The sequence below is a fragment of the Lactiplantibacillus herbarum genome (assembly GCF_001039045.1).
Taxonomy (GTDB): Bacteria; Bacillota; Bacilli; order Lactobacillales; family Lactobacillaceae; genus Lactiplantibacillus; species Lactiplantibacillus herbarum.
Window position 1 is genome coordinate 1 of the sequence record NZ_LFEE01000004.1, and the last position, 3,161, is coordinate 3,161.

Consider the following 3,161-nt stretch of genomic DNA (forward strand, 5'->3'; position numbering starts at 1 on the left):
ACCTCCGCTTAGCTACGGAATAGTAACGATTGCAAAGTGCACAATCATTACCATTCCTAGGCTATGCTCGGTCCCTGAGCGCCTGCTGACGCACTCTTTTTAATCTCAGCCCTTTTTTGTAAGCATTTTCTGTCCATTTATGATAAATTGAACTTAATGGAGGTGGACGGTTTGAAGCAGTCAACAAAATTAGGCTTAAAGCTAGCAGGTGCTCTTGGTGCCGCAACTTATGTGGGGTCATTAGTGGGTGGTTTAGCTGCCTATCAAGTAGCCATGCACGTTAGCGATGATCAAAAGCAACGCGGACAAGACTTATCGCGTTCTGAGAATACTGAAATTGAAAATTTTTGGTACCTCAAACAACCGAAACAACAGTGGATGGTGCAGTCGTTTGACGGCTTGAATCTGGTAGCAACCTATATTCCAAATCCTAAAACGGTCGGTCGCTTAGCTATCTTGGCGCACGGGTTAGGTCATTCACGTGAACAGATGATTCCCTATGCCCGCGTTTTCATGAGTTTGGGTTATGATGTGCTGATGCCGGACGCCCGCGCATTTGGTGATAGTCAGGGGCATACAATCGGTTACGGCTGGTTAGATCGCCTAGACTATGAACGCTGGATCAAGATGGCTGTGAACCAATTAGGTCTGGACGTGGAGATTGTCTTGATGGGGATTTCGATGGGCGCCGCTACGGTCATGGCAACCAGTGGTGAACCGTTACCTGAAAACGTCAAAGCTGTGATCGAAGACAGTGGTTACGCGGATCTCTATGATGAAGCTAAGTTTCGACTGACGCATAAATTCCACTTGCCAGCGTACCCAATCATGCCGATGGCGAACTGGTTTGCTAGCATGCGGGCGGGCTATGCCTTCAAGGACGGCCAGATTCTACAACAGGTAGTTACGAGTGGCATACCGATTCTGATGATCCATGGGTCGAAGGATCAAACGGTGCCGGTGCGGAATGCACATGCGCTTTATGATCAGATTCCGCAACAAAAGGGCTTGTACGTTGATCCAGATGCGGAACACGTCCAAGCAATTCGGACCCATCCTGATCGTTATCAAGAAGTGGTGGAAGAATTTTTGCGGGAACAAGTTGGTTTAACCGTGTAATTAACGATGCGTGTTACAACCAGTATCAACTAAGTAGAGAAATTAAATGAATTAGAGCTGTTATTTCAAATACGTCCCTTCAGAATGTTGATGATTCTGAAGGGACGTATTTTAATATTTCGATGATTCATTAGTGTCGAAACACGCGACATATGGCAGTTTATTCTGGTTAACGAGAACGCCGGTGACTATTCTAAGTTTAGGAATAATTACCGGTGTCTTGTTAATGTTTACAAATGAATTGCTTCTTAACACATGCTGATTTTGTGTAGGACCTATTGACAAATAAATGCTTTCAGGTAAACTAAAATAGTAATCATTACTATTTACTTTATTTTAGAAAGGTTGGGGATAGCTTTATGACGGAACCCTTAATTGCCGTCCAGCACTTGGGAATCAGTTTTCCCAACAATCAGGTCTTTAAAGATTTAGACTTTAATATCGAACAAGGTGACTTTTTAACCGTTATTGGTGAAAACGGGGTTGGAAAGACGACCCTGATCCGAGCATTACTCGGGATGATTAAACCAACGGCGGGTCAGATCAACTATTATCCAAGTAAAAAAGCAATCAAAGTGGGCTATGTCCCACAATTTCGTAATTTAGATCAAGAATATCCGTTAACGATCGAAGACTTTGTCAGTTTGAATCTTAAAGGCTGGCGGCCGTGGCTATCGAAAGCGGAGCGGCAACAAGTAGCGACAGCTTTGGCAGTGACGAATCTCAAGAAAATCCGTCAACGGCCATTAGGGATGGTTTCTGGTGGTGAAAAGCAACGAGCTTACCTAGCACAAGCGATTGTTCAGGCACCACAACTATTGATTCTTGATGAATCAACGGCTAGCTTGGACAATGAAATGAAATACGAATTATTAAATTTGGTACAGAATTTGAACCAAACTAGCAACATTACGGTCTTCTTTGTGACTCCCGACTTGCCACTAGCTAAGCAGTATGCCAAACATTATCTAGCTTTAAAGCCGGGTCAGCAACAGTTCGGCGCGTTGGCAGATATGTCGGTCGAGCAGTTAAAGGAGGTCACTAATGTCAATGTTTAGCTTGGTATTTATGCGCAATGCTTACTTGGCAGGGACGTTTATTGCCATTATTTGTGGGACGATCGGCGTCTTTGTGATTGCCCGTAATCTGTCCTTCTTAACGCATACGTTATCTGAAATTGGGTTTGCGGGTGCGGCTTTCGGGATCTTCATGGGCTGGACTGCCCTGAGTGGGATGCTGATTTTCACGGTGATCAGTTCGGTGATTGTCGGTCAGATGAGTGTCAAACAGTCCCGGCGAGAAGCCTCTATTTCAGCGATTTCAGCGCTGTTTATCGGTCTGGGGATTCTCTTCCTGTCACTGTCGAATCAGACGTCCAGTTACGCGACGAGCATCCTATTCGGGAGTGTCATCGGAATTGCTAGTGCTGATGTGATTCGAGTGGCGGTACTGTCAGCGGTGGTCTTATTGGTCATGCTCTGTCTGTATCGACCATTGAAATTTGACTCGTTTGATGCGATTGGTGCTCGGGTCAGTGGATTGTGGACGACGGCAATTTCAGTAGTTTTCCTAGTCTTAGTTGCTATGAGTGTTAGTGTGGCGGCTCAAATCGTGGGGTCACTGTTGATTTTTATCCTACTGACGTTACCAGCAGCTGCTGCCCGTTACTTTGTGCACACCGTTAGCAAGATGATCTTCCTGGCAATTGGGTTTGCTCTGGTCGGTGTCTGGCTGGGGTTATACCTGAGTTATGTCACTAATTTACCGGTCAGTTTCTTCATTGCGGCGATTGAATGTGTCTTCTATTTTGTGGCGTTGGGTTATCAACGACTACATGTTGGTAGTTAATTAATAGATTGAGTTTGGGAGCTGCGATAAAAGTCGTGGCTCCTTTTTTAGTATATAAATATAGATGAGAACTGAAACTTTTGCCTCCAGCGGGCAGTGCTAGCCTTAGTTGTGGGGACGGTCCCGTGGCCGGTTTCTCGGATGATGGAGTGGTGTGCTAAATGCTGATAATTGCTATTGTTTGGTCAATTGCT

3 protein-coding genes are annotated in these 3,161 nt (G+C 45.1%); all 3 read left to right on the forward strand.

Annotated features, from left to right (window positions below; translation table 11 throughout):
* Window positions 1-171: 171 nt before the first annotated feature.
* The 3 genes from ACG95_RS01580 (at window position 172) to ACG95_RS01590 (ending at window position 2,967) form a co-directional block, all read left to right on the forward strand.
* On the forward strand, window positions 172-1,119 hold the full coding sequence (locus ACG95_RS01580; RefSeq protein ID WP_047998825.1) for an alpha/beta hydrolase: 948 nt from the start codon (window positions 172-174) through the stop codon (window positions 1,117-1,119).
* Window positions 1,120-1,478: 359 nt separating this feature from the next.
* The gene (locus tag ACG95_RS01585) at window positions 1,479-2,177 is read left to right on the forward strand and encodes a metal ABC transporter ATP-binding protein (RefSeq protein ID WP_047998826.1); all 699 of its coding nucleotides are present in this window, start codon (window positions 1,479-1,481) and stop codon (window positions 2,175-2,177) included.
* Entirely contained in the window at window positions 2,164-2,967 is an 804-nt protein-coding gene (locus tag ACG95_RS01590) for a metal ABC transporter permease (RefSeq protein ID WP_152668263.1), read from the forward strand. The genes ACG95_RS01585 and ACG95_RS01590 overlap by 14 nt, the downstream gene beginning before the upstream one ends.
* Window positions 2,968-3,161: the final 194 nt, after the last annotated feature.